This window comes from Streptomyces silvisoli, from assembly GCF_029269905.1.
GTDB lineage: Bacteria > Actinomycetota > Actinomycetes > Streptomycetales > Streptomycetaceae > Streptantibioticus_A > Streptantibioticus_A silvisoli_A.
In genome coordinates this window covers 176,087-200,196 of record NZ_JARJBC010000002.1, presented here as the reverse complement: position 1 = coordinate 200,196, position 24,110 = coordinate 176,087, and the positions used below count along the sequence as shown (strand labels likewise).

General features: G+C 68.5%; 19 protein-coding genes. 6 read left to right on the top strand and 13 right to left on the bottom strand.

Translation table 11 applies throughout. From position 1 onward, the window contains the following. The 6 genes from P3G67_RS03920 to P3G67_RS03895 all read right to left on the bottom strand — a co-directional run bounded on the left by P3G67_RS03920 (position 1) and on the right by P3G67_RS03895 (position 4,867). Positions 1-531 carry a DUF6227 family protein gene (locus P3G67_RS03920; protein ID WP_276092190.1) on the bottom strand — a complete coding sequence of 177 codons (531 nt, stop codon included), beginning with the start codon at positions 529-531 and terminating at the stop codon, positions 1-3. A 113-nt stretch (positions 532-644) separates the two neighbouring features. After that, a complete protein-coding gene (locus P3G67_RS03915) occupies positions 645-1,304 on the bottom strand; it encodes a response regulator (RefSeq protein ID WP_269854174.1) in 660 nt (219 codons plus the stop codon). Further along, the gene (locus P3G67_RS03910) at positions 1,301-2,524 is read right to left on the bottom strand and encodes a sensor histidine kinase (protein WP_276092189.1); all 1,224 of its coding nucleotides are present in this window, start codon (positions 2,522-2,524) and stop codon (positions 1,301-1,303) included. Before P3G67_RS03910 ends, P3G67_RS03915 begins: the two co-directional genes overlap by 4 nt. Next, positions 2,521-3,384, bottom strand: coding sequence for an ABC transporter permease (locus P3G67_RS03905; protein ID WP_276092188.1), 864 nt, complete (start codon positions 3,382-3,384; stop codon positions 2,521-2,523). Before P3G67_RS03905 ends, P3G67_RS03910 begins: the two co-directional genes overlap by 4 nt. After that, on the bottom strand, positions 3,381-4,325 hold the full coding sequence (locus P3G67_RS03900) for an ATP-binding cassette domain-containing protein (RefSeq protein WP_276092187.1): 945 nt from the start codon (positions 4,323-4,325) through the stop codon (positions 3,381-3,383). Before P3G67_RS03900 ends, P3G67_RS03905 begins: the two co-directional genes overlap by 4 nt. Before the next feature lie 182 nt (positions 4,326-4,507). Continuing rightward, on the bottom strand, positions 4,508-4,867 hold the full coding sequence (locus P3G67_RS03895; protein ID WP_269854170.1) for an ArsR/SmtB family transcription factor: 360 nt from the start codon (positions 4,865-4,867) through the stop codon (positions 4,508-4,510). Between the two features lie 59 nt (positions 4,868-4,926). Here P3G67_RS03895 and P3G67_RS03890 point away from each other — a divergent pair, with 59 nt between their 5' ends. Further along, a complete protein-coding gene (locus tag P3G67_RS03890) occupies positions 4,927-5,952 on the top strand; it encodes a cation diffusion facilitator family transporter (RefSeq protein ID WP_276092185.1) in 1,026 nt (341 codons plus the stop codon). Between the two features lie 30 nt (positions 5,953-5,982). Beyond that, on the top strand, positions 5,983-6,438 hold the full coding sequence (locus P3G67_RS03885; RefSeq protein WP_276092184.1) for an ArsR/SmtB family transcription factor: 456 nt from the start codon (positions 5,983-5,985) through the stop codon (positions 6,436-6,438). 7 nt (positions 6,439-6,445) lie between these two features. On the opposite strand, the gene P3G67_RS03880 is transcribed toward P3G67_RS03885, so the two are convergent. The 5 genes from P3G67_RS03880 to pabB all read right to left on the bottom strand — a co-directional run bounded on the left by P3G67_RS03880 (position 6,446) and on the right by pabB (position 14,557). Continuing rightward, positions 6,446-7,765, bottom strand: coding sequence for an ABC transporter ATP-binding protein (locus P3G67_RS03880; protein ID WP_276092183.1), 1,320 nt, complete (start codon positions 7,763-7,765; stop codon positions 6,446-6,448). A 45-nt stretch (positions 7,766-7,810) separates the two neighbouring features. Then, on the bottom strand, positions 7,811-9,541 hold the full coding sequence (locus tag P3G67_RS03875) for an ABC transporter permease (RefSeq protein ID WP_276092182.1): 1,731 nt from the start codon (positions 9,539-9,541) through the stop codon (positions 7,811-7,813). A 106-nt stretch (positions 9,542-9,647) separates the two neighbouring features. After that, a complete protein-coding gene (locus tag P3G67_RS03870) occupies positions 9,648-10,508 on the bottom strand; it encodes a polysaccharide deacetylase family protein (protein WP_276092181.1) in 861 nt (286 codons plus the stop codon). Between the two features lie 63 nt (positions 10,509-10,571). Next, positions 10,572-12,311 carry a pyruvate dehydrogenase gene (locus P3G67_RS03865; RefSeq protein WP_276092180.1) on the bottom strand — a complete coding sequence of 580 codons (1,740 nt, stop codon included), beginning with the start codon at positions 12,309-12,311 and terminating at the stop codon, positions 10,572-10,574. A 140-nt stretch (positions 12,312-12,451) separates the two neighbouring features. Beyond that, the gene (gene pabB, locus P3G67_RS03860; RefSeq protein WP_276092179.1) at positions 12,452-14,557 is read right to left on the bottom strand and encodes an aminodeoxychorismate synthase component I; all 2,106 of its coding nucleotides are present in this window, start codon (positions 14,555-14,557) and stop codon (positions 12,452-12,454) included. A 348-nt stretch (positions 14,558-14,905) separates the two neighbouring features. On the opposite strand from pabB, the gene P3G67_RS03855 reads away from it, so the two are divergent. The 3 genes from P3G67_RS03855 (at position 14,906) to P3G67_RS03845 (ending at position 17,131) form a co-directional block, all read left to right on the top strand. Next, a complete protein-coding gene (locus P3G67_RS03855; RefSeq protein WP_276092178.1) occupies positions 14,906-15,553 on the top strand; it encodes an HAD family hydrolase in 648 nt (215 codons plus the stop codon). A 147-nt stretch (positions 15,554-15,700) separates the two neighbouring features. Next, entirely contained in the window at positions 15,701-16,522 is an 822-nt protein-coding gene (locus P3G67_RS03850) for a pentapeptide repeat-containing protein (RefSeq protein WP_276092177.1), read from the top strand. 87 nt (positions 16,523-16,609) lie between these two features. Continuing rightward, positions 16,610-17,131 (top strand): hypothetical protein, encoded by a 522-nt coding sequence (locus P3G67_RS03845; RefSeq protein ID WP_276092176.1) that lies wholly within the window; start codon positions 16,610-16,612, stop codon positions 17,129-17,131. A gap of 33 nt (positions 17,132-17,164) precedes the next feature. Here P3G67_RS03845 and P3G67_RS03840 read toward each other — a convergent pair whose 3' ends face one another. Further along, positions 17,165-17,779, bottom strand: a complete 615-nt coding sequence (locus tag P3G67_RS03840) for a hypothetical protein (protein WP_276092175.1) — start codon at positions 17,777-17,779, stop codon at positions 17,165-17,167. 1,518 nt (positions 17,780-19,297) lie between these two features. After that, a complete protein-coding gene (locus P3G67_RS03830; protein WP_276092174.1) occupies positions 19,298-21,883 on the bottom strand; it encodes a tetratricopeptide repeat protein in 2,586 nt (861 codons plus the stop codon). Between the two features lie 959 nt (positions 21,884-22,842). On the opposite strand from P3G67_RS03830, the gene P3G67_RS03825 reads away from it, so the two are divergent. Continuing rightward, on the top strand, positions 22,843-24,078 hold the full coding sequence (locus P3G67_RS03825) for a helix-turn-helix domain-containing protein (RefSeq protein WP_276092173.1): 1,236 nt from the start codon (positions 22,843-22,845) through the stop codon (positions 24,076-24,078). The last annotated feature ends 32 nt before the right edge of the window (positions 24,079-24,110 follow it).

Below are 24,110 nucleotides of genomic sequence, written 5' to 3'. Positions count from 1 at the left end.
TCACCACGGCCCCGGATCCGCGGGGCCGCCCCCGGGATCGGGGAAGTCGTCCTGCGCGTACTCATGGCGCGCCTCGGCGAAACCCGCACCGCCGTACGGGCCCTCGCGGCGCACGTCGAAGTGGACCTCCGCGATCAACCGCCCCTGGCCGAAGTCGAATTCGGGGAAGACCGAGTCACCGAACCGCTCCCGCAGCCGCTGCTCCACCGCCGCCTGGCTGGTGAACAACTCGCGCACCACCGCGTCGGCGTCGCCGGTGTCGTCCTCGACCTCCCACAGCGTCGCGCTGCCGCCGTCCGGCAGCAGGAAGACGTGCTTGACGGTGCGGTGGCCGCGGGTGCGGGTCGGCCCCTTGGAGAAGCGCATCGAGTGCAGGTCCACGCAGTGCATCAGCGCGCCGCGCAGCCGCCGCAGCAGCGCCGGGTCCAACTCGGCCGCGTTGTGCGCCCGCGCCAGCAGCCGGTCGAGATGACTGTCCGGATCGTCGTCGTGCGGCCCCGCGGCGTCGCCGCCCGATCGCGTGTTGTCCATGTGGCCCTCCCGCGCCTCGCTCCGCCATTCCCCGCCGAGCGCTTCGTACACTTTTCGCACACACACCGTAGCGGGTCAACTGCCGTGCGTGTCCGATGTTCGGTCCAAGTGCTTCAGGACGGCTTGATCAGCCGGGTCTCGTAGGCGAAGACCACCGCCTGCACCCGGTCGCGCAGTTCGAGCTTGACCAGGACCCGGCTGAGGTGGGTCTTCACGGTGGCCTCCGCCAGGTGGAGCTCCGCGGCGATCTCCGCGTTGGACTTGCCCCTGGCCACCTCGGTGAGGATCTCCAACTCGCGGGCGGTCAGCCGGTCGAGACGGGAGTCCACCGGGCCGTCCGGCGTGGGCAGTTGGTGCGCACAGGTCTCCAGCAGCCGACGGGTCACCCGGGGCGAGACCACCGCGTCACCTGCGGCGACGGTGCGGATCGCCGCCAACAGCTCCTCCGGCAGCGCGTTCTTGATCAGGAAGCCGGAGGCGCCCGCGCGCAGCCCGGCGAAGGCGTACTCGTCGAGGTCGAAGGTGGTCAGGATCAGCACCCGGGTGTCCGGGCAGGCAGCGATGATCTCCTCGGTCGCCTCGATGCCGTCCTTGCCGGGCATCCGTACGTCCATCAGCACCACGTCCGGCCGCAGTTGCCGGGCCAGCCGCACCGCCTCCGTACCGTCGCCCGCCTCGCCCAGCACCGCCAGATCGGGCTGCGACTCCAGCACCAGGTTGAACGCGACCCGCATCAACGGCTGGTCGTCGACGAGCAGCACTCCGATCGTCACGACTCCCCTTCCACGTCCGCCGGTTCCGGATCCTCCAGCTTCAGGCAGGCGGCCACCCGCCAGCCCCCGCCGGGCAGCGGCCCGGCCTCGACCTGTCCGCCGTAGGCGGCGACCCGGTCCCGCATCCCGTCGATCCCGTGCCCGCCCTCCCCGGACGACGGCACGGGGTGGCCGTCGTCGCGGACCTCGACCTCCACCCGGTCGCCGGGGCAGCTTACGCGGACCGAGGCGCGGACACCGGCGGCGGCGTGCTTGAGGGTGTTGGTCAGAGCCTCCTGAACCAGCCGGTACACGGTCAGCTGGGCCGCCGCCGGTACCGACGCCACATCGCCTTCGACCCGCAGCCGCACCGGCAGCCCCACCGCGCGGACCTGGGCGGCCAGCCCGTCCAACTGGCCGATGCCGGGCTGCGGATGGCGCAGCGCGTCGGGTTCGTCGGCGCGCAGCACGCCGAGGAAGCGGCGCATGTCGGTGAGCGCCTGCCGTCCGGTGCCGGAGACCTGCTCCATGGCCGCGGCGGACTTCTCCGGTGCGCGGGTGGCGGCGAAGGCGGCGCCGTCGGCGAGCGCCACCATGACCGACAGGCTGTGGGTGACGATGTCGTGCATCTCACGGGCGATCCGGGCCCGTTCGCCCGCCACCGCGAGTTGGGCGCGCTGGTCGCGCTCGCGCTCCAGCCGGGCCGCGCGGTCCTCCAGCGCGGCCAGGTACGCGCGGCGGTTGCGCATGTTGGCGCCGATCATCCCGGCGGCCAGGGCCAGCGCGCACAGCCCGACGAACGTCTTGGCGCCGCGTTCCGGGCTCGACCAGCGCACCACCGCCAGCAGGTTGCCCAGCGCGATCACCCCGGAGGCGGCCAGGGTGCGGCGCCGGGGGCAGTGCGCGGCCACCGTGTAGAGGGCGACCAGCAGCGCCACGTCGCCGGGCAGTACGCGCCCCGCGTACAGCCACTGCACGAGGGCGACGGCGGAGATCACGGCGAAGACCACGAGTGGCGCGCGCCGCCGCCAGGCCAGCGGCAGCAGCAGCGCCAGCTGGTAGCACAGCAGCTCCGGATGGCGGCCGAACATGAGGTGCATGGGCGCCGAGGCCACCAGCGCCAGCAGCGCCGTCAGCAGGGCGTCGCCCACCACCGGGTGACGCCCGGCGAACGTGCGCAGGGCGGAGCCCCAGGGCGGCAACTCCGCCCCGGGGCCCTGGACTTGGTCGTACCGCGTCACGCATCCCGCCGCTTGAGCAGCACCGCCGCGATCACCACGGTCACGGCCACGTAACCGGCGAACAGTCCGGCACCGGTCCATGGCGCGAGCTGGTGGGGTTCGGCGTGCAGCACGGTCAGCGCCTGCCCGGCGTTGCTCGGCAGGTACGGGCCGATGTTGTCGACCCAGGAGGACGGCAGCGCGTGCAGGATCAGCGGCAGCACGAACAGCATGCCGAAGACGCTGGCGATGCCGCCCGGCGTGGACCGGGTCACCGCGCCCATGGCGACGCCGAACAGCCCGACCAGGGTGAGGTAGATCGCCGTGCCGAAGACCACCCGGGGCACACCGGGCGCCGACAGCGTGGTCTGGATGTGCTGGGAGGCGAGCATCGACTGTCCGGCGAAGAAGGACAGCAGCGAGGCGATGGATGCCAGCACCAGGGTCACCCCGCCGAACACCGCCATCTTCGCCCACAGCACCGGAAGCCGCTTGGGCACCGCGGACAGGGTGGCGCGGATCATGCCGGTCGAGTACTCCCCGGTGATCACCAGTACCCCGAGCACGCCGATGGCGAGCTGCGCGAAGACGTAGCCGTCGATGCTGCGTCCCGCGGCGTCGAAGGCGGCCCGCTCGGCCATGGGCAGGTGGTTCCAGCGGTTGGCGGCGGCCCAGCAGGCGAGCAGGGCGATGCCGATCATGGCGGCGACCGCGATCAGCAGGGTGAGGTAAGTGGAGCGCAGCGAACGGAACTTGATCCACTCCGAGTTCAGGACCCGGCCCAGAGTCACCTTCCCGGTGCGCGCGGGGGCGGAGTCAGCGCCGAGGCCCGAAGGGCCACCGTTGAGGGTGGTGGTGGGCGACGGGTGGGCGGTGCTCATGCTGCGGTTCCTTCGGTCACGTTGGCGCGGGTGGCGGAGGGGACCGCCTGGTACTCCACCGCGTCCCGGGTCAGTTCCATGAAGGCCTCTTCCAGCGAGGCCTGCTGGGTGGCCAGTTCGTACAGCACCACCTGGTGCTCGGCGGCGGTGATGCCGATCTGCTCGCTGCTCAGCCCGGAGACCGTCAGCACACCGGCCTCCTCGCTGGTGATCGTCACGTCGGGCCCGGCCAGCCGCTCGCGCAGCCGCTCGGCGTCGGGGGTGCGGACCCGTACGGTGTTGGTGGACGCCTGCTGGGTGAACTCCTCGACCGAGGTGTCGGCGATCAGCCGACCGCGGCCGACGATGATCAGGTGCTCGGCGGTGAGCGCCATCTCGCTCATCAGGTGGGAGGAGACGAACACCGTCCGCCCCTCGGCCGCGAGACTCTTCAGCAGGTTGCGGATCCAGAGAATACCCTCGGGGTCGAGTCCGTTGACCGGCTCGTCCAGGATCACCGTCGCCGGGTCGCCGAGCAGGGCGCTGGCGATGCCGAGTCGCTGGCCCATGCCGAGCGAGAAGCCGCCCGCCCGCTTGCGCGCCACGTCGGCGAGGCCGACCAGTTCGATCACCTCGTCCACCCGCGAGCGCGGAATGCCGGTGGTGGCGGCGAGGGCCAGCAGGTGGTTGAAGGCGGTGCGTCCGGTGTGGATCGCGCGGGCCTCCAGCATGGCGCCGACCTCGTGCAGCGGCGCCGCGTGGTCGGCGTAGCTCTTGCCGTTGACCAGCGCGCTGCCGGAGGTGGGGGTGTCGAGGCCGAGCAGCATCCGCATGGTGGTGGACTTCCCGGCGCCGTTCGGACCGAGGAAGCCGGTGACCACGCCGGGCTTGACCTGGAAGCTGAGGTCCTCGACCGCGGTCTTGGGTCCGTAGCGTTTGGTGAGTGCGGTGGCTTCGATCATGCTGCTTCCTCGTCGGCGTGCGCCTCCCCCAGACGGGTCCGGCTGCGCCACCACGCTAGGCGGCCGCGCCAAGCGGCACGATCCCCGCCGGACGGAACCTCAGGCCGCCGGGCGTGCGCCCGGGGGCTGACGTGTGTACTCCGGAGGGTGTACGCAGGCCGCCCGATGCGCCGGTACGCCGCTCAGGCGTGCGCAGGGGCTCCGCCGAGTTGGTGGTCGGCGAAGTTCAGCGCCTCGGTGACCAGTCGCCGCAGGTGCCCGTCAGGCATCCCGTAGATCACCCGGCGGCCTTCCTTACGGGTGGTGACCAGGCCGGACAGCCGCAGTCTGGCCAGGTGCTGGCTCACCGCGGGACGGGCGGCGCCGCAGCGTGCGGTGAGTGTGCTGACGTCCGCCTCGCCCTGCGACAGGCAGTGCAGCAGCGCGAGCCGGGTGCGGTCGGCCAGCAGCCCGAGCACGGTGGCGGCGTGGGTGAGTTGCTCGGCGCTCGGGTTGCGCGGATGCGAACCATGCGCAGCTGATAGTTGCATGCGTGCACTCATACGCACACAATGGCGCATGGAACCGCTCCGCGTCCACCACCATGCCCCGGGAGATGCCCATGAGCGAGCATGAGCACCACCACCATCACCACCACACCTCCGGCATACGGCACCGCGTGGGCCATGTCCTGCGACCGCACTCGCACGCGACGACCGACAAGGTCGACCAGGCGATGGAGGCCTCCGCCGAGGGGATGCGCACCCTGTGGATCTCCCTGGCGGTACTGGCGCTGACCGCCGCGCTCCAGGCCGCGGTGGTGGCCCTCTCCGGCTCGGTGGCGCTGCTCGGGGACACCGTGCACAACGCCGCCGACGCCCTGACCGCCGTACCGCTCGGCATCGCCTTCGTCCTCGGGCGGCGGGCGGCGAACCGCCGCTATCCGTACGGCTACGGGCGCGCCGAGGACCTGGCAGGTGTCGCCATCGTGCTGACCATCGCCGCGTCCTCGCTGTTCGCCGGATACCAGGCGGTGGACCGGCTGATCCATCCGCGGGCGATGTCGCATCCGGGCGCGGTCGCGGCGGCGGCGCTGATCGGCTTCGCGGGCAACGAGCTGGTGGCCCGCTACCGGATGCGCACCGGGCGCAGGATCGGTTCCGCCGCCCTGGTCGCCGACGGGCTGCACGCCCGCACCGACGGCTTCACCTCGCTCGCGGTGCTGCTCGGCGCGGGCGGTGCGGCGCTGGGCTGGCCGGTGGCCGACCCGGTGGTGGGCCTGCTGATCACGGCGGCGATCGCGCTGGTGCTGCGGGACGCGGCGCGGGAGGTCTACCGACGACTGATGGACTCGGTCGACCCGGCGCTGATCGACCTGGCCGAGACCGCACTGGCCCGGACCGACGGGGTACGGGCGGTGGGCGCCGTCCGGATGCGGTGGATCGGGCACGCCCTGCGCGCCGAGGCCGACATCGTGGTCGCCCCCGAACTCAGCGTGGTCGCCGCCCACGCGGTCGCGGTACGGGCCGAACACGCCATGTTCCACGCGGTGCCCAGGCTCACGGCCGCCACCGTGCACGTCGACCACGCGCCCGTGGGCGCCGGTGCACACGATCCGCACGATGAGCTGGCCCACCACGCCGCGTGAAGCCCAGGGTTGGCCGGTTAACCTCTTTGCATGGACGCGCAAGCTTCGTCACGGGAATCGGATGGCCGGAGTTCGGACGGACCGCATGGCGACGGGGTCGAGGAAGCGGTCGCGGTGCTGAAGGCGGTGGCCGACCCGACGCGCTTCCGCCTGCTGTGGGCGCTCAGCCAACAGGAACTGCCGGTGGGCAGGTTGGCGGAACTGGTCGGCGCCCACGTCGCCGCGGTCTCGCAGCACCTGGCGAAGCTGCGCACGGCGGGCCTGGTGGCCTCCCGCCGGGACGGCACCCGGATCTTCTACCGCGTCTCCGGCGAACACGTCCGGGGGCTGCTGGAGGAGGTCGTGGTGGTCGCCGCCTCCAGCGGTGACTCCGGCACCGGGCCGGGCGACTCCGGCCCCGGCTCGGCCGCCGAACCGGCCCCCGCGCCGCGCGCCCTGCGCTGGCCGAGGGCGGTGGGCCTGCGCCCGGTGCGCAGGCCGACGTAGGCCCGGGTCACCCGTCGACGCGGGCGAACTGGCGCGGCCCGGCGTCGTACTCGTACAGCTCCGCGTACCGGCCCCAGTCGGTGGCGGTCTCCAGTTGCTGGGCCACCTGCTCGCTCGTGTAGTGATGGGCGAGCAGGTCCCGGACGAACCCGTCCCGCAGCAGGCCGCCGGCGGACTTGCGCACACTGGTGGCGATCAACCGCACCAGCGGCACATCCCACACCGCCTCCGCGAAGATCTTCTTCGACTGCCGGACATCGGCGCCCGCGAACCCCACCCCGCGCGGCGTCAGCAGCAGGTCGTTGTCCTCGACGAACGCCATGCCCAGCGCCTCCAACGCGTCGACCAGCGGCAGCAGATCGTCCACCGCCAGTCCCAGGTCGTCGGCGAGGTCCGCCAGATCGCAGCGCCCGTCGTGCTGGGCGAGGATCTCGGCCAGCCCGGACAGCCCGTCCACGCTGGCCCGCGGCAGCGGCGCGGTGGCGATGGTGCGCCGCCCGTCCCCCGCCTCCGCGGGCACCGGGCCCCTCGGCCGCAGTGTGTCCGTCGGCCGCCCGGTCATGGTCTGGTACAGCGTGTCGACCATCTCCTGGAAGGCCGCCGAGTGCCGGTCGCGGGGCCGCTCAAGCGGCACCGGGAACGCGGCCCGCAGGGTGCCGGGATGGGTACCGAGGACGACGACCCGGTCCGCCATCAGCACCGCCTCCTCGATGTTGTGGGTCACCAGCACGATGGCCCGGGTCGGGAACTGCCCCGACTCCCACAGCTCCATCAACTCACCGCGCAGGTTCTCCGCGGTGAGCACGTCGAGGGCGGAGAACGGCTCGTCCATCATCAGTACGTCCGGCTCGACCACCAGCGCCCGGGCGAACCCCACCCGTTGCCGCATGCCGCCGGACAGCTCCTTGGGGAACGCCGACTCGAAGCCGTCCAGGCCGATCAGGTCGATCGCCTTGACCGCGGCCTCGGCCCGCTCCCGGGGCGGGACCCCGCGGGCCTCAAGGCCGACCTCCACGTTCTGCCGGACGGTCAGCCAGGGCAGCAGCGCGAACGTCTGGAACACCAACGCGGTACCGGGGTTGGTGCCGGTCAGCGGCCTGCCACGGTAGGAGACGGTACCGGAGCTCACCGGGATGAGCCCGGCCAGGCAGCGCAGCAGCGTGGACTTGCCGGAACCCGACTTGCCCAGCAGCGCCACCACCTCGCCGTCCCGTACGTCCAGGTCGACACCGGCCAGCACCGGCAGCTCACCGTCGGCGCCCGCATAGGACTTGGTCACCCCGCGGGCGGACAGCAGGATCTCGCCACAGGCACTCGGCGCGGCCATCGCGGCCTCCTTACGTACGGTCTCGCTCCCCTCCATCGTCACCGATCACCCCATGCTGTACCGGGTCTCCGCCAGCCGGTACAGCCGCCGCCACACAAGCCGGTTGAGGGCGACGACGTACAGGCTCATCACCGCCACCCCGGCCAGCAGATGCGGGTAGTCGCCGGCCGCGGTGGCGTGCGCGATGTACGCGCCGAGCCCGGTCGCGGTCAGCGTGCTGCCGCCGAAGCTGACCACCTCCGAGACGATGGAGGCGTTCCAGGCGCCGCCCGAGGCGGTGACGCCACCGGTGACGTACGCCGGGAAGATGCCGGGGATGATCAGCCGCCGCCAGCGCTGCCAGCCGCGCACCCCGAGGTCGTCCATCGCCTCGCGCAGATCGGTGGGGATGGCCATGGCGCCGGCGATGGTGTTGAACAGGATGTACCACTGGGCGCCCAGCGCCATCAGCAGGATGCCGCCGACGTTCAGGCTCAGCCCGGTCCGCAGGAAGAACCAAGTGGCCAGCGGGAAGAGGAAGTTGGCCGGGAAGCTGGCGAGGATCTGCACCAACGGCTGGGCGATCCTGGCCAGTCGGGGCGAGAAGCCGATCTTCACGCCGACCGGTACCCACACCACCGTGGCCGCCACCAACAGCACCAGCACCCGCCCCAGGGTGGCCAGCCCGAGCAGCAGCGGCGTGCCGAACACCCCCAGTCCGGTGTGCTGCCGGAGGTAGCGGCCGAGGTCGAACAGGCCCCAGCCGATCACCACGGTGGCGGCGGTCCCGAAGGCCAGGTCGCCCGCCCTGCGGCGTACCGGGCGTACCAGCAGCGGGCGGTCGTCCACCCCGAACACCCGGCCCGCCCGGCCCGCCGCCCGGGCGGCGGGGGCCAGCACGCGGCCGAGCAGCCGGGGCCAGTGCGAGCGGCGCAGCAGGTCGAGCACCACCGACCGCTGTACCTCGGTGGCCTCCGCCTGCTCGTTCTTGAACCGCTCCGCCCACGCGGTCAGCGGCCGCCAGAAGAAGAAGTTGACGCCGACCACCATCACCGTCATGGTCAGCACCGCCCAGCCGACCTTCCCCAAGTCGCCCTCGGCGATCGCCGCCCCGGCGTACGAACCCACGCCCGGCAGCGCGTAGCTGTGGTGGGAGACGCTGATCGCCTCGGAGGCGACCAGGAAGAACCAGCCGCCGCCGAAGCTCATCATGCCGTTCCACACCAGCCCGATGGCACCGGACGGCAGCTCGATGCGCCAGAACCGCATCCAGCGGGTGAAGCCCAACGACCGTGACACCTCGTCGAGTTCACGCGGCAGGGTGATCAGCGACTGGTAGAAGCCGAACGTCATGTTCCATGCCTGCGAGGTGAAGATCGCGAAAATCGCGGCGCACTCCAGACCCAGCAGCGAACCCGGGAACAGGGCGGTGAAGCCGGTGACGGCGATGGTCAGGAAGCCGAGCACGGGTACCGACTGCAGGATGTCCAGCGCCGGGATCAGGATCCGGTGCAGTCGCCTGCCGCGGGCCGCGGTGTAGGCGTACAGCAGCGAGAAGACGGTGGACACCAGCAGCGCGGCGAACATCCGCAGCAGGCTGCGCGCCGCGTAGTAGGGCAGGTTGGCCGGGTCGGTGCTGACCGCCGCCGTCCGGCTGGGGGTGAACGACACCGCCGTACCCCGGCCCACCCGCAGCACCACGTACAGGCCGACCAGTACCGCCCCGGCCACCAGCAGGTCCACCCAGCTCGGCCTGGTCAGCCGGCTGACCGCCCGGACCGGCGCCGAACGCGGCATCACACGCCCACCCGCGCCGCGGCGGCGAGCAGACCCCGCCGCGACGGCGAGCGACCACGACGCCGTGCACCGGCGGTCACGCCACCACCACAACCCATCACAGCCACTACGCCGACGGCGCCTGGATGTAGTCCTCCAGGCGGGCGACGGCGAAGCCTTGTTCCTGGATCCGCTTGAGGAGGTTGCCGAACATCTCGGTCATGGTGGTGCCCTTGAGCTCACCGGGCCCGCGGAAGTGGGCCAGGATGATGTCGCCGGGGCGCAGCTTGTGGTCCGCGGCCTGGTACTGCATGTCGTTTATCTGCATCGACTCGCGCCACCACACGATCGCCCGGGGCCCGCACTCGCCCACCGCGGTCTTGGTGTTCGCGTTGTACGCGCCGTACGGCGGCCGGAACAACAGCGGCGCGGTGCCGTACTGGTGGGTGAGGATCTTCTGGTCCCCGCACACCTCCTCCTTCTGGCGGGCCAGCGGGACGGTGTTCATCACCGGGTGGTGCAGGGTGTGGTTCTGGATGTGGTTGCCCATCTCCTGCAGCGGTTTGAAGTACCCGTAGCCGTCCTTGATGGCGTCGTTCATCAGGAACATCGTGATCGGCACCTTCAGGTCCCGCATCATCTCGATGAACTTCGGGTCCTTCTCCGCTCCGTCGTCAAGGGTGACGAAGACGACCTTCTGCGCGGTGGGGATGTGCGCGAGCACCGGAACGGTGCCGGTGGCCGAGAGCTTGACGGGCTTGTCGGCGGGCGGTTCCGGGGCGGCGGGCAGCGGTGACAGACCCCACTTGCGCCATGCCGCCGTGTCCACGGCCGGTGCGCTGCCGGACGCGCTCGTGCCGACGGCGGCCGAGGGCGGTGCCGCGTCGGACGAGGAGTGCGCCGCGCCGCAGCCGCCGGCGGTCACGGCCAGGGTGACCGCGCCCGCCAGCGCCCCGTAGAACCTGCTCCGCCCGTGGTGCCGCTTCACCGCGCTGTGCTCCCGAATGTGCTGGTCGTTTGCTGTTTCGCCACTCGGGAACGTTACCGGTACTCAGGGGCGGGGAATGTTGCGCAGGTTGGAGCGGGCCATCTCCAGCATCGTGCCGACCCCGCCCTCCAGTACGGTGCGGCCCGCGGAGAGCGCGAAGCCCCTGACCTGGTCCGCGGTGATCCGGGAGGGGATGGACAGCGCGTTGGGGTCGGTGATCAGCTCGACCAGCGCCGGGCCCGGCCGGTCCAGTGTCTCGCTGAGCGCGTCGCGGACGGCGTCCGGCCGCTCCACGCGCACCGCCGGGATGCCGACGCCACGGGCGATGCTGGTGTAGTCGACCGGCGGATGGTCGGTCTGGTAGCTCGGCAGCCCGTCCACCATCATCTCCAACTTCACCATGCCCAGCGAGGAGTTGTTGAAGACCACGGTCTTGATGTTCAGATCGTGCTGTCGCACGGTGATCAACTCACCGAGCAGCATGCTCAGCCCGCCGTCTCCGGAGAGCGAGACGATCTGCCGTCCGGGATCGGCGAAGGCCGCGCCGATGGCGTGCGGCAGCGCGTTGGCCATCGTGCCGTGGCTGAACGAACCGATCACCCTGCGGCGGCCGTTGGGGCTCAGATAACGCGCTGCCCACACGTTGTTCATCCCGGTGTCCACGGTGAACACCGCGTCGTCGGCGGCGAGTTGGTCCAGCAGACTGGCCGGGTACTCGGGATGGATGGGCAGATGGCTTTCGACGTTGCGGGTGTAGGCGCCGACCACCTTGGTCAGCGCCCGTTCGTGCTTGCGCAGCATGTCGTCGAGGAAGCGCCGGTCCCGCTTGGCGTCCAGCAACGGCAGCACCGCCCGCAGCGTGACCCCGACATCCCCGTGCACGGCGAGTTCCAGCGGGGTGCGCTTGCCCAGCTTCCGGGCGTCCCGGTCGACCTGGATGGTGTGCGCCTGCGGCAGGAACGCGTCGTACGGGAAGTCGGTGCCCAGCATCAGCGTCAGATCGGCCTCGTGCAGCGCCTCATGGCAGGCGCCGTAGCCCAGCAGCCCGATCATGCCGACGTCGTACGGGTTGTCGTACTGGATCCACTCCTTGCCGCGCAGCGTGTGGCCGACCGGCGCCTTGACCGCCTCGGCGAGCCGCATCACCTCGGTGTGCGAGTCGCGCACCCCGGCCCCGCAGAACAGGGCCACCTTGTCGGCCTCGTTGAGTGCCTCGGCCAGCGTGCGGACGGCGGTCTCGTCGGGGTGGACGACACCGGGCGCCGCCGGCGGTGAGGGCCGCCCGGTGGGATGGGCGGCGGGGCGGTCGGCGATGTCACCGGGGAGCACGAGCACGGAGACGCCCGGGGTGGCGATCGCGTGCTGGACGGCGATCCGCAGGATGCGCGGCATCTGCTCCGGCTGGGAGACCAACTCGCAGGAGTCGGCGGCGTCGGCGAACAGCTTCTCGGGGTGGGTCTCCTGGAAGTAGCCGGTACCGATCTGCCCGGCCGGGATGTGCGAGGCGATGGCCAGCACCGGGGCGGCACTGCGCTGGGCGTCGTACAGCCCCTGCACCAGGTGGGTGTTGCCGGGCCCGCAGGATCCCGCGCACACCGCGAGCCGCCCGGTGATCTGCGCCTCGGCCGCCGCGGCGAACGCGCCCGCCTCCTCGTTGCGTACGTGCACCCAGTCGATGCCGTCGGTGCGGCGGACCGCGTCGACCAGCGGGTTGAGGCTGTCCCCCACCACACCGTAGATCCGCTCGACTCCCTCTTGCCGCAGCACGGAGATGAACTGGTCCGCGATCTTGGGGGTGGCCAAGGTGACGCCTCCTCGCGAGATGACCGGGGCAGGATCGTGACCGACCCTACGCCGGGTGGCGCACGGGAGCCGTGCTTACGCGGCTAAGCGAGTGGCGGTCCCACCGGGCCCGGTCGCGGCGGGCGTCCCCCCGGGCGCGGTCAGTCGGAATGGCCGTGCGGAGCGGTGCGGGCCATGTGGCGCTGCGGAAACTCACCGCCGGTCAGCGCGAGCAGCGGTGCGGCCTTGACCGCGGTCTCCTCGAACTCCTGCTCGGGATCGGACAGCGCGACGATGGCACCTCCGGTGCCGTAACGGATCCGGCCGGGCGTGAGCACGGCGGTACGGATCACGATGCTCAGGTCGGCGGCGCCGGTGAGCGAGAAGTAGCCGATCGCGCCGGAGTAGACGCCGCGCGGGCCTTCCTCGAGCCGGTCGATGATCCGCATGGTCCGGATCTTGGGCGCACCGGTCATCGACCCGCCGGGGAACGCCGCACGCACGCAGTCGACGGCGGTGCGGTCGGCGCGCAGCCGCGCCCTTACCGTGCTGACCAGTTGGTGCACGGTGTCGTACGTCTCCACCTCGAACAGTTCGCGCGCCTCCACCGAACCGGTCTCGGCACAGCGGCCCAGGTCGTTGCGGACCAGGTCGACGATCATCAGGTTCTCGGAGTGGTCCTTCTCGTCAGTGGCCAACTCCCGGCGCAGCGCGGCATCCCGCTCGGGGGTCGCCCCGCGCGGCCGGGTGCCCTTGATCGGACGGGACTCGGCGCGCCCGTCGGCGGTCACGCTGAGGAACCGTTCCGGCGAAGTACTCAGCACCGAGACGCCGTCGAACTGCAACAGCGCGCCGAACGGCGCCGGTGACGCCCGCCGCAGCAGCCGGTACGACTGCCAGGCGTCGGCGACCGCCTCCACCTCGACCATGTTGGTCAGGCACACCTCGTACGTCTCACCGGCCGCGATCTCCTCCTGCGCGATGCCGATCAACTCCAGGTAGCGGTCCCGGTCATGGCGCAGCCGGACGGCGTCCGGCGCGGCGGGCCGCGCCACGGGCACGGCGGTACGGCCGATCAGCCCGCCGAGCAGCGCGGCGGTCTCGTCCAGCCAGGCCCGGGCGGGGCCGGGCGTGCCGGGCCGAGCGAGGGCCAGCAGATGGGTGGTGCCGGTGGCGTGGTCCACGACCACGCCACGGTCGGCGAAGACCATCACGGCGTCGGGCTCGGACGAGCGGTGCGCCTTGCGGCCGCCGCACTGCGCCTTCAGCTCGTAGCCGAGGTAGCCGACCCAGCCCAGCGCGAAGCCGCACGGCGGCAGGCCGTCGGGGGTGGACAGATCCGTGGCCCGCAGGTCCTGGTCGAGCCAGTCCAGGAAGTCACCGGTGACCAGGTGCTCGCCGTCCTTGGAGTGCACGGTCAGGGTGCCGGTCCACACATCGGCGGTGGCGACCCGGGCGAGCGGCCCGGAGGCGTCGCCCATGATCGAGAAGCGTCCGGCTCCGGCGTCGGGACGGCTGCTGTCCAGCCAGAACGCGTACGGCCGGTCGCGAAAGACCGCGTCGTAGGCGGCCTCGTCGTCCCAACGGGTGGGTATGGACTCCACCAGGAGTTCGTAAGTGGTGGTCCCGGCCGGTGCGGTCGGGGCGGCCGCCGATCGGGGCGCGGGCACCGGGAGCGCTCGGGGTGCGTGGTGCCGCCGTACGAGTTCCGCGAAGTTGCGCAGCAGGCGGTCGCCGTACTGGGTGCAGATCGACTCGGGGTGGAACTGCAGGCCCCACATCGGCCGGTGCCGATGCCGGATGCCCATCAGCACCCCGTCCGGGGTGTGGGCGACGGCCTCCAGCTCGTCCGGGAGCGCGGTGACGGTGAGCGAGTGGTACCGGACCACCTCGAACGGGGAGGGGATGCCGTCGAAGATGCCGGTTCCGGTGTGCAGCACCGGCGAGGTACGGCCATGGCGCGGTTCCGGGGCGCGCTCGACGGTGCCGCCGAAGCCGGCGGCGAGGCCCTGGTGGCCCAGGCAGATGCCGAGCAGCGGCAGCTCGCACCGCTCGATGACCTCACGGCAGATGCCGAAGTCCGCCGCGCGCTCCGGGGTGCCGGGGCCTGGGGAGATCACCACACAGTCGAACTCCGCGAGCCGTTCGATCCGCCATTGCGGATCGTCGTTGCGGATGACAACGGGTTCCCGGCCGGTAGCGGCGGCGATTCCGTGCACCAGGTTGTAGGTGAAGGAGTCGTAGTTGTCGATCAGAAGCGTGCGCATCGTGCCGGGATCACCTCAAGACCCCATTTTCCCACGTCCCAGGGGGTCCGGAAGCGGCGGGGGCGGCGAAGGGCCGCCGCCCGCCGCGAAACCTCCCGACCACGGCGGCGAGCGTCCCGCGGCGCGGCCCGGCGACCACCAGGCCCGCCTCAGCCCACGCGACCCCGAGCGCACCCACCCCGCCGCACCCGCGAATCTCTCTCCCCGCCGCAATGGCGAGCGCCCCCACAGCGCTGGCCCCGCGGCGCCGAGCCCACCCCAGCCCAACGACCCACACCCCGGCACAGGCCGAAAGGCCAACCGCGCCCAACCCCCAAATCCACCGGAAAGGCAATAGACTTGGGCGACATGATCGAAGCCGTCGTCTTCGACATCGGCGAGACCCTGGTCCACGACGACCGCTACTGGGCCTCGTGGGCGGACTGGCTGGGCGTTCCCCGCCACACCCTCTCCGCGCTGATCGGCGCGGTCGTCGCACAGGGCCGCGACAACGCCGACGCCCTCCGTCTGCTGCGCCCCGGCATCGACCCGCCCGCCGAGTACGCGGCCCGCGAAGCCGCCGGACGCGGCGAACACCTCGCAGAGACCGACCTCTACCCGGACGTCCGTCCTACCCTCTCCGCCCTGCGAGCGCGGCGGATCGGCGTGTTCGTGGCGGGCAACCAGTCCGCCAGGGCAGCCGAGTTGCTACGCGCCCTCGATCTGCCCGCCGACGCGATCGCCACCTCCGGCGAATGGGGCGTGTCCAAACCGCACAGGAAGTTCTTCGACCACGTCATGGCCCTCACCGGCCGCGCCCCACACCGCACCGTCTACGTCGGCGACTACCCCGCTGTCGACATCACCCCCGCCCGGGCCGCGGGCCTACGCACCGCCCACATCCGCCGCGGCCCCTGGGGCCACTTGTGGGCCGACACCCCAGAAGCGGCAGCCGCCGACTGGCGCATCGACTCCCTGACCGAGCTGACCACGATCACCGAGATCACCGCGCCCTGACACCCGCCCGGCCGCCAGCGGCACCCGCCGAGTCCCACTGGCGAAACCCACTCTGACCGGTCGGTCAGACATCTGGCCGCCCGGTCGGAGCGCCTCGCGGCATGGGAGAATGCAGCGCGTCCAGAGCCACGGGAAACGGAACTCGCCTTGACCCAGCAGCACGTAGCACGGCCCACCGACCTACAGGCCGACTGCGCGAACTGCTTCGCCCTGTGCTGCGTGGCCCTGCCCTTCGCCAGGTCGGCCGACTTCGCGGTCAACAAGGACGCCGGCCAGCCGTGCACGAACCTCCAGGCCGACTTCCGCTGCGGCATCCACACCCGCCTACGCGACAAGGGCTTCTCCGGCTGCACGGTCTTCGACTGCTTCGGCGCCGGCCAGAAGGTCTCCCGGGTCACGTTCGGCGGCCAGGACTGGCGCCAGGCCCCGCACACCGCGCGGCAGATGTTCGACGTGTTCCCGGTGATGCGCCAACTCCACGAACTGCTCTGGTACTTGACCGAGGCGCTGACGCTGCCGCAGACCCGGCCCGTCCACGCCGACCTGCGCCGCGCGCTGGACAACACCGACCGCCTCACCCGGAGCAGCGCCGAACAACTCGCGGACCTGGACATCGCGGCACACCGCGCCGACATCAACGCCCTGCTGCTACGCACCAGCGAACTGGTACGGGCGGACGTCCCCGGCCGCAAGAGGAACCACCGCGGCGCGGACCTGATCGGCGCCCAGCTGAAGGGCGCCGACCTACGCGGCGCGAACCTGCGGGGTGCCTACCTGATAGCCGCCGACCTGACCGGCGCCGATCTGAGAACCGCCGACCTCATCGGCGCGGACCTCCGAGACGCCAATCTGCACGGCGCCGACCTCAACGGCGTCATCTTCCTCACCCAGCCCCAACTCAACGCCGCCAGGGGCGACGCCACCACGAACCTTCCCCCCGCGCTCGCCCGCCCAGCCCACTGGCGGTAAGCCTCCCCCACCGGGCACGGGCCGCCGACACAACGGCCACCCCCCATCTATGATCAACACACTTCAGCGGTATCCGGGGGGATGGTCATGCACGTCAGCTCAGTCATCAGGATCGCGATCCCATCAGTGCTCCTGGTAGGGGCACTGACTGCCTGCTCCTCCGGTACGGCCCGGCCCTCTGGAGCGGGCCATCCCTCTGGAGCGACGACGGCATCCAGCGCTCCGTCCACCGCCCCAGCCACTACTGCCACTAGTCCATCCCCCACGGGCTCCTCAGCAGCACCGGTAGTACCAGTCGCAGAGGTCCGCGATGCCTTCGCCGTACTCCAGGCCACCTACAGCGACCCCGGCTGCGCCGCCTCCGAGGGAAACTGCGAGTACTTCCTGAAGCGAATACTGGACAACCTCAACGCCCTCGACGCCTCCATGAAGGCCACTCCCGAGGGTCCCGCCCACTTCAAACAATCCCTCGCATGGGTCAACCAGATGCGGACGACCCTGGCTGGCGATTTCTCCTTCCCCAATCTCAGGAAGCACCAGGCACTGTTGACCGGCACCCGCGACAGGATCAACACCTGGATGCAGTCCCACCCGGAGGACTACCGCTGACGCCCCGGCGAACGGCGAAGCGCCTGCCCCCGTTCATCCGCTGCTGGCCCTGCGCACCGCGTGTGCCAGCTCCCGATGGGCGATGCCCGGGGCATCGGCCGCCAAGTAGAGGCGCCGCGCAGTTAGTTGGGAGCCGTTCGCCAACCGCAAGTCCATCGGCTCGATGAGATCCAACGCGATCTCGGCGGAACCGGCGACGGTGCACATCACGTCCCCGTCCCGGTCTGGTACCTGCCGCACCCCACGCCCCTTGGCCGAAAGCATCTCCCGCCGAACGGCACGAATGGTGTTGAGCGGCACCGCGATCTCGTCGTACAGCCCGGCCCGGATGTGCAGCGCGCCCGAGGTGAGCCGATGCGGGTTGCGCTTGGTCAGCGCCGCGAAGATGGTGGACAGATCGATCATCAGGGCCATCCACAGGTAGTGGAACGGCCGCAAGGCGGGCGGTATCACCGACATGTCCATCATGCCTTCGACCAGCACCTCGACACCGACCAAGAGGAACACAGTGCTCCGCAGTGTGGAGGAGTGCCCGATCACGACGTCCCCAGGTCGGGCGACAGGCCGCCAAGTCAGCCAGCCGATCAGGTCCTTCACCGTCCGGCCGACCCAGCCCCCGTGCCGGTCCACCTCAATCGCCACGCCCATGCATTTCTCCCCCGCCCTCGCCCTTGATCGATAAGAACACGCGAACCCGCCTGTTGCCAGAGGGATTTGGGGCACTGCACCCAACGATGTAGCCGCGGACCCCGCTCGGGGGTGGAGATCCTGAACCAGGAGCTCGCGGCCGACTACCGCAGGCTGGCTGAAACGTCGCCCCATCATCATGGCGGCCGCTACGTGTCCGCGATGCACAACCGGAAGCGGTCGAGGCAGCCTGGCCCCCCGAGGCGCGCCTCTTGAGCGTCGAGTTCCCCGACCTGGACCGATCCAAGGAACGGTACGCCTCCCGGGGGCGCAAAGACACTGAAGGTACGAAGGCCCCCAGCCTTCGCGGCGGATGTCAAAAGCCCCGAAGCTTGATCGCTTCGGGGCTTGTCTGCTGGTGGGCACAGACGGATTCGAACCGCCGACATCTGCTTTGTAAGTTCGTCCGTAGCGGGCCAGCAGTAGGAGCACATCGCCCACCGTTGCCACGAGCCGTCCCGCCCAAGTAGTTCAAGGATCGCCAATGTCCGACGATGTTGCCGTCACCCGCTGCCGTCAGCCACTGGACTCAGCGGTGCCGCCTCGCCTCAGCCAACGGTAGGCAGCCACGTTAGCGGGCGCGGAGGCCGATCAGGCGCGCGTATGCCTGGCGCAACCTTGTCGCAATCGACAGCCTGCACCGGTAGCTCCCACTGCGCGCCCTTGTAGCAAGTCTGTTGGTGAGTCAACGTCAGATTGGAGCAGTTGCAGTTGCCTCTGACAGTGCCACTAGAACGAGGGAGAACCAGATGATGGAGCCGAGTGCAGGCTCGGACTGGTCGCGAAGCGTCTTCGGTGAGTTGGTGGTGCCGCTGTCGAAGATGATCCCAGAGTGCATAGTCAGGGCGCACGAACGAGCACGAGACGGGCACCGAGGCGTAGGGACACAGACGCTGGAAGCGTACGGGCATGGCCTATACGCCTCACAGTACGAGGAGCTTGCGAGTGGCTTGACCCAGCTTCCCAGCGCCACAGCAGTGCGCCTCCAAGCGCGCACTGTGATGGTTGTCGCCAGCCATGTGCTCTATCCGATCCGCTATGCCAAACGGAATGTGCCAGTCACCGTGGCTCGTCTACGCCGCGCGGTCGGTCTCCGAGCTGACCTAATTCGACGCCATGGACCCGACCCCATGCAGCGAGAACTGGACCTGGGACTTGATGAGCTACAGCAACAAGAGTTTCACAAAGACCTAAGCCAACTCGAACCGGACATCGGGCTGGTCTTATTGGCCTACGCGTGTGCCATGGACACCGGAGTCATGCGCCTTGAATGGGGGGACGCGGAGCTACGCCGCGGAGACCGTCACTTGCTTTGGCACCATCATGAGCCCCTTGACCTCCCTGATGCACAGCGATCAGCTTGACGACAAGCGTGGAGACGGAGAAAGCACTTAGAGGAAGCTGATCACGTTCGAAATGCCCGAGGGAGCTTCTAGAGTAGCGTAGAAGCTCCCTCGCGATCATAGTGCAGTTCCGTGCTCAATCATCACCAGGCCAAGGAGGCGAGGGCTGGCCACCAGGCTCGATCCCAAAACGCCTCATTTGCTCCGCACTAGAATATCCCTCCACCTTCTCAACAATACCAGCAAGGTTCCATAGAACCGAAGAGTACCCTCCGTCCAACGCTCGACGATAAAACCTTATGGCACCTTGCCAATCTGCGCGTTGCGCACACGCGACACCGAGATCACGTGCTGCGACTTCATCACCGAAATCCATCGCGTGATGTAAAAGCTCCTCAGCACCACGCTGATCTCCCGCTTCACTCCTGCCTACCGCTAAGGCATTCAGCGCGTAGACGTCCCTCGTTTCGAAGGCCCTTGGCAGGAGAGTTTCCGCGTCAGCGAGTCGCCCTCCAGCTACACGAATTTTTACGAGTTCCGACAGCAGATTAATCTGTTTTGCCGAGGCTAGGCGGACAAGGCGCTCCGCACCGTCAGTATCGGATCGACGCTCCCGGATTTCCAGCAGTTTCGAAATGCCCCAGTGGCTGGCACTGGAAGCTTCACCTAGGGTGGCCTTCTCCGCTCGCTCACCTTCCCCTCGTTCCTCCCACGCTTCAAGGAAGATTTCGGTGTGCAACTTCTGGAAGCCTGGGGTTCGCTTACCAAACATCAATTCTTCGGCTTCCCGAAGCTTTCCCATACTTATCAGAATCTCGCAGAGTCGTCGCACCGCACACGCTGGATCAACGCCAAAAGCTCGGCGCAGGATTTCGAGTTCTCCCGGCGTGTCGCCATCCTCTTGCCGCATTTCACTAAGCTTAAGGAGGGCCCAAATGTGGTTACAATCGACCGCGTTCTGCAATACAACTTTAGCCGCATCCGATTTTCCTTGCTGCCGCAGATGCCGCCAAAGCTCTTCTTCCCTTTCCGTGTCACCGCGCGCCGCTCCTTCGCGTAGCCTCTGCTCCTTTCTTTCTGCGCTCTCGGATCGGCGCTGAAATGCCTGCAGCAAGTCCATTGCGACGCGGCAACCGGCAGCGTGAGCCTGTTGGAGGAGTATCTCCACGTCAATGGCACCCTCTCCGTCGCTCCAGATACGAGACATGGCAAGGTCCCATTGTGCATCAGGGTCCCCTGCTTCAGTGGCGAGCTCCGCATACCTCCGCGCCATAGAAGAGTCTCCCTGAATATCCAGGATCTTGGCTAGCCTCCGCAGCGACCAGGCATCGTTGATGGCGGCAAAAGGGCGTAATAGTTTTTCCGCGACCGACCAGTTGCCGATGCTAAACCGGTACTCAGCCGCCATTCTGAGGACGTGCGGAACTCGCGCTGCCGCCACGCGCTCAACAAGGTTATCCGCATAAGAGAAATCACCAGCAACATCCTTGATGTGGGCGACTGGAGCCAACGCATTAAAATTCCCAAAATCTGCCGCACGCTCCGCAAAGAGAGCTTGATAGCGAATACGCCCTCTCCGACTCGCAGAATTTGCGAGCGTCACTAGATCATCGGGATTCGAATTATTTTGCAAGATGGCATCCCACCAGCTCGCCGGTGGGCATGTCAGTTGCCGACGAGCAACGAGATGTTGGTGGAGGTAATCGGCGATGTTGTAGTGATCCGGAAGAGCTCCGAAACCCGTGGGGTTAGGGGTCGGAAGAAGTGCCGCAGTGACCCCTTTTATCATGCGACACGCCTGTTTAATAGATTTTTCGTACCAGTCAGGCGTAGCGCGGGCACGCTGAATTGGTGTCAGGTAATCTAGGGCAGCGTCCCGCAACAGACTTCCGCGTAGAGGCGAGCTCACACCTAGGCGAATGGCATCGCTTGCGGCTACGATCAGAGCTCTCGTGCACGCATCAATTACGTGTTCATAATAATCGACAAGCTCTGGACCGGCTGCCAAGGTTTGCGTAATCCTTGCGTCCGGACTTGTCTGCTCCGCATGAGCCAATGAATGGTCTGTGTAAGCGCACGTACGTAGGGCACGCAAGGACTCGTCATCGAAGGAGTCAGGCACACACAGGGGCATCACCGGTCCGAGTAGGGATCTAGAGTGTGTGTGTTGATCGTGCCCGTACTCCGGAGTCTGGGTCAGATCGTCATAGTATTTGGGCCACAACGTGGCGATTATTAATACGGGGCCAGGCTCTTCCAATTGTGTGCGCAATGCGGCTGCTGCAGCCTCACCAGAGGATCCCGTGAGATAATTCTGAGCTTCGTTTAGCCAAAGCACAGTGCGCGGCGTGAGTGCACGGGCGGCCAGTACAGCTAGCAAGCTGTCCGCAGTTTTAGGGAAGACCAGTTGCCAACCTTCGAGACAAGCACGGATTCCCTCAAAAGCGGTGCGAGTCTTTCCCGTACAGGACTCGCCACGAATCACAATTAGGGCCGTCCCATTTCCGGCCGCAATTGAACGCAGGCGCTTTCGCAGCACACGGTCATGCCGCCTTTTAATATAGGTGGGAAGCGTGAAATCAGCCATTGCTCCAAGGTCATCGGTGCCTGGGATGGCGGGGTGAACTCCAAGCTGCTCGGCGGTCCACAGCTCCAGCGGGCGTGGTTTGTCGGTCAACGCGGCGTATCTGGCGTTGCTTTCCGAATGGCTTAGCGCGTCCACGGCTTGGGCTCGTAGAACGCCCACACGTACCCTCGCGGCTCGTTGCCGAGCGACGGACCGATGGCGCTCTTTCCAGGCGACTGCGTCCAACAGGCCGTCGGGACATTGAACCTGGGCTTGATCAGCAACCATACGTAGTTGCTCAATCAGGGCGATAAGACGGTCTTCCCGATGAGGGAAGGTACTCCCCTTGAGCCAGTTACTCACTGTGCTTGGCGACGTTCCGATGGCGCGAGCCAGCGATCTAGACGTCCGTCGCTTAGCCAGGCGGGTCTCATAGAACTGGTTGAGGCGCCGCAGGTCTGCGTAGAACTCCTTCTCTGGGTCCTCGCTCTGTTCTGCTCTCACTCGGGCTCCCGACTTGGTCACTGTCCAAAGCGCTCGGTTTGGACACCTGAGAAGCGTAGGGCTCGACCAGCGCAGACGCACTGTAATCGTCCAATCTTCCGTGGGAGGCTGCTGGACAGGTTCGTGGACAAGCACTCTCTGAGACGTCGCCTAACGGAACCGCCAAGGGCACAGTCGAACGGAGACTTGCTTCGTGAGCATCACCCAAAACATGCGTCACGGGGTCGCGCACGTAGTCGCAACCGCAAGCCCAGCAGCTGCTGTTGTGCTCGTTGTGTTCCTCTGCCTCTACGCTGGAGTAATCCTTCCAGCTGTTTGGTCTCGGTACCCCTACCGTCGGGCTGCCGCCCGAAAGGTCCTGGCCGCTCTCCTCGATCACTCTGCCCGCATCCTGCGGCGACGCGGGCTCTCGTGACGGAGCGCAGGATGGGCGGGACAGCCCGAAGCGCACCTTCGGCCTAGGAAGTCAGAGGCTGGAACGTAACGGCCGGGTCTCTTCGTATTGAGCTGGACACGCTCGTAGCGATGTCGGCGCGAGGACCGGCTGCCCGCCCCATCACCGGCTCTGTACTGTGAAGCAAGCCCCCACAACCAGCAGGAGGCAGCACGCAATGCGTGGTCTCGGAGATCACCTCACCATCGGCGAGCGGATCGCGTTCTACCGGAAGCGTCGCGGCTACACGCAAGAGGTGCTGGCTGGACTTGTCGGCCGTAGCACCGACTGGTTGGCGAAGATTGAGACTGGCCGCAGGAAGCCGCCGCGGATCGACATGCTCGCAGAGCTGTCCCGCACCCTCCGTGTCCCTCTCGGAGACCTGCTTGGACAGGCCGTGCTCGTGGAGGACGAGAGGCAACAGGACGACGTACCGGCCGTGCGAGACGCCCTCATGAGCCCGCGTCGACTTTCGCGTCTCCTCTTTGGGCCCGAAGCTGATGTACAACTTCCGACTCCCGCGCCGGTCGCCGTACGCGTCGAACAGGCATGGAACGACTATCAAGGCGGTCGGCTCGGCAGCGTGATCGCGGCTCTCCCGGCACTGCTCCAGACGGCGCAGGAACTGGAGGACCGTGCTGCTCGTCGGGGCGACGACCGGCGCGACTGCTGGGCCGTGTCGGCTCGGGCCCACCACTTGGCGGCAACGACGCTTGCGAAGATCGGGGAATCGGATATCTCGTGGCTGGCCGCCGAGCGTTCGATGAGAGCCGCCGACGAGTCTGACGACCCGCTCGTTCTGGCATCGGCTGCACGTTCCGGCACACATGCGCTGCTCGCCAACGGCCGCTATGACGATGCCCTGGAGCTAGGCAATACGACGGCCGCGTGGCTGTCGCCCCAAGTAGCTGAGAACGACCCGGCAGCACTGAGCTTGCTCGGAATGATTCACCTGCGCGCGGCGGTTGCCGCAGCACGCCACCAGGATCGACCGAGCGCGACCAGTCTGTTGGCCCGCGCCGAAGAACTCGCGGGCGCTCTCGGCTCGGACGAGAACTACTGGCAAACCGGCTTCGGGCCAACGAACGTGCTGCTCCACCGGCTCTCCGCCGAACTCGACCTGGACAACGTCTCGTACGTCGTGGAGCACGGACAGATCAACGTGGACCACATGCCACAGGAGCGCAGCGTGTCTCACCGCATCGACTTCGCTCGGGCACTGTCGCTTGCGGGCCGCGGAGACGAAGCATTCGCAGAGCTGCGGACTGCGGAACGGACATCGCCACAGCTCGTGCGTAACAATCCCAGGGTGCGCGAGACGCTGCGGGACCTGATCAAACAGTCCCCGGTGACCGGTGGCTCTCGTTCATCCGAGGTGTTCGTAATGGCTCAACGATGCAGGGCGGTGCAGTGAGTTCAAGCAAGCGCGGGGTGCTGGGAGTCGTT

Coding starts and splice junctions, on each gene's coding strand:
- P3G67_RS03920 (WP_276092190.1), bottom strand. CDS start 531: ATGGACAACACGCGATCGGGCGGCGACGCCGCGGGGCCGCACGACGAC.
- P3G67_RS03905 (WP_276092188.1), bottom strand. CDS start 3,384: ATGAGCACCGCCCACCCGTCGCCCACCACCACCCTCAACGGTGGCCCT.
- P3G67_RS03900 (WP_276092187.1), bottom strand. CDS start 4,325: ATGATCGAAGCCACCGCACTCACCAAACGCTACGGACCCAAGACCGCG.
- P3G67_RS03895 (WP_269854170.1), bottom strand. CDS start 4,867: ATGAGTGCACGCATGCAACTATCAGCTGCGCATGGTTCGCATCCGCGC.
- P3G67_RS03890 (WP_276092185.1), top strand. CDS start 4,927: ATGAGCGAGCATGAGCACCACCACCATCACCACCACACCTCCGGCATA.
- P3G67_RS03885 (WP_276092184.1), top strand. CDS start 5,983: ATGGACGCGCAAGCTTCGTCACGGGAATCGGATGGCCGGAGTTCGGAC.
- P3G67_RS03880 (WP_276092183.1), bottom strand. CDS start 7,765: ATGGCCGCGCCGAGTGCCTGTGGCGAGATCCTGCTGTCCGCCCGCGGG.
- P3G67_RS03875 (WP_276092182.1), bottom strand. CDS start 9,541: ATGCCGCGTTCGGCGCCGGTCCGGGCGGTCAGCCGGCTGACCAGGCCG.
- pabB (WP_276092179.1), bottom strand. CDS start 14,557: ATGCGCACGCTTCTGATCGACAACTACGACTCCTTCACCTACAACCTG.
- P3G67_RS03855 (WP_276092178.1), top strand. CDS start 14,906: ATGATCGAAGCCGTCGTCTTCGACATCGGCGAGACCCTGGTCCACGAC.
- P3G67_RS03845 (WP_276092176.1), top strand. CDS start 16,610: ATGCACGTCAGCTCAGTCATCAGGATCGCGATCCCATCAGTGCTCCTG.
- P3G67_RS03840 (WP_276092175.1), bottom strand. CDS start 17,779: ATGGGCGTGGCGATTGAGGTGGACCGGCACGGGGGCTGGGTCGGCCGG.
- P3G67_RS03825 (WP_276092173.1), top strand. CDS start 22,843: ATGCGTGGTCTCGGAGATCACCTCACCATCGGCGAGCGGATCGCGTTC.